General features: G+C 50.1%; 1 protein-coding gene. It reads left to right on the top strand.

Translation table 11 applies throughout. The annotated features are described in order from the left end of the window. Window positions 1–3 precede the first annotated feature (3 nt). A complete protein-coding gene (gene tnpC / locus D5281_RS24870) occupies window positions 4–1,563 on the top strand; it encodes an IS66 family transposase (RefSeq protein WP_277935629.1) in 1,560 nt (519 codons plus the stop codon). Window positions 1,564–1,574 lie beyond the last annotated feature (11 nt).

Here is a 1,574-nt window from a genome sequence, read left to right as displayed (position 1 = left end):
GGGCTGAAAACAATGGTATCTGAACAGACTGAGCTGATCAGATCTCTCCGTCTTATGATTGACGAAAAATCCAGTCACGAGAAAGCGCTTCAGGAACAGGTGGATTATCTGACCAAAAAGCTTTTCGGCTCATCCAGTGAAAGAAGATCCGATGACATTCCGGGACAACAGAATCTCTTTGATGAAGCGGAAATGGAACAGGATCCCTCTTTGCCGGAAGAAGAAACCGTGATCCGGGAGCATGCCCGTAAAAAGAAGGCAACTCATGATGAGCTTTTCAAAGGCCTGAAGGTTGAAAAAGTAGTGGTCCATCTTCCGGAAGAAGACCAGCTCTGCCCGGTCTGCGGTACGCAGATGGTCCTGATCGGCGAGGAGTATGTCCGCCGGGAACTGGAATTCATTCCTGCCACCTGTAAAGTGATCGAATACTACAGCCAGAGTTACGGATGCCCATCCTGTAAGGAAGGACTCGGCGATACGGAAAAACCCGTGATCGTAAAGTCTCAGGTTCCGGCGTCTCTGGTTGGGAAAGGTCCTGCCTCAGCATCCACTGTTGCATGGACTATGTATCAGAAGTATGCCAATGGGCTTCCCCTTTACCGACAGGAGAAGGACTGGAAACAGTATGGGGCCCAGATCAGCCGCACTACCCTTGCCAACTGGATCATCTGCTGTTCGCAGAACTATTTTCAGCCGATGTATGATTACTTTCATCGGGAGTTGCTGAAACGCAGTTTTGCAATGGCAGATGAGACTCGAGTCCAGGTGTTGAATGAGGAAGGCCGCAGAGCACAGACCCAGTCGTTCATGTGGCTGTTCCGAAGCGGTGAGGATGGACTTCCGGAGATCATCCTGTATGGCTATTCTCCGACCAGGAGCGGCAGCCATGCAAAAGAGTTTCTGGAAGGCTACAGCGGATATCTGGAAACGGACGGCTATCAGGGCTATAACAATCTGCCGGGGATCCGGCGCTGCTCCTGCTGGGCACATATCCGCCGATACTTTATCGATGCTGTTCCCAAAGGCAGGCAGTATGATTACAGCCAGCCGGCAGTGCAGGGAGTCCAGTACTGCAACCGGTTATTCGCCATTGAGGACTCCATAAACAAAAAGTATCCCGGTGATTATGAAAAACGGAACCAGATGCGTCTCGAGAAGGAAAAACCTGTTCTGGAGGCCTTCTGGTCGTGGCTCGATCAGCAGAAGCCAGTCCGGAACACCCGGATGGATAAAGCGGTTAATTATGTTCTCAATCGGCGAGATACAGCGGAGACCTATCTGGAAGACGGACGCTGCAGCTTTACCAATAATCTCAGTGAGAATGCAATCCGTCCATTCGCAGTAGGCCGGAAGAACTGGCTGTTCAGCAGTTCCGTAGAAGGAGCGAATGCCAGTGCAGTAGTCTACACAATGGTTGAGATGGCAAAAGCACACGGCCTGAATATTTACAAATATCTCAAATTTCTGCTGAAGCATCGGCCAAGTAAAGATATGACCGATGAACAGCTGGCGGAACTGGCGCCGTGGAGTGAAAAACTTCAATCTATCAAAAATCGCATGTGAATTATAGTGAA

It is taken from the genome of Parablautia muri (assembly GCF_009917485.1).
GTDB lineage: Bacteria > Bacillota > Clostridia > Lachnospirales > Lachnospiraceae > Suilimivivens > Suilimivivens muri.
Note: the sequence above shows the minus strand (reverse complement) of the source record. Positions and strands in the feature narration are given on the sequence as shown.